Here is a 271-nt window from a genome sequence, read left to right as displayed (position 1 = left end):
CTGCTCCATGTAGAACAGCGACCAGCCGCGTGCTTGAGCGGCCAGCAACATGGCCAGCGAGCTGTCCTTCTTGAAGGAAATGCTGGCAATCGGATCCATGACGATCCCGAGACGAAGGCTCATGGGGGTAACTCTCCGCGAGAATGAGGTGGGGGCCGGGTAGGCCATGCCTTAAGAGGCTGTCAGGGTGGCGTCGGCCGTGGCCTTGGTCAAGGGGGCTGGCGCCGTCCCGGCGGCCTTATAGATTGCATCTGGAGAGTGTGCTAAAAAG

Annotated in this window: 1 pseudogene; it reads right to left on the bottom strand. The window is 60.9% G+C overall.

The features are described from left to right. Positions 1-123 (bottom strand): annotated as a pseudogene (locus V0R37_RS22240) (hypothetical protein); the annotation flags it as partial. Positions 124-271: the final 148 nt, after the last annotated feature.

Origin of the sequence: Pollutimonas rozaliensis (genome assembly GCF_048751585.1) — a bacterium.
Taxonomy (GTDB): Bacteria; Pseudomonadota; Gammaproteobacteria; order Burkholderiales; family Burkholderiaceae_B.
The sequence above is the reverse complement of the archived record's forward strand: the minus strand, read 5'-3'. Positions and strand labels throughout refer to the sequence as shown.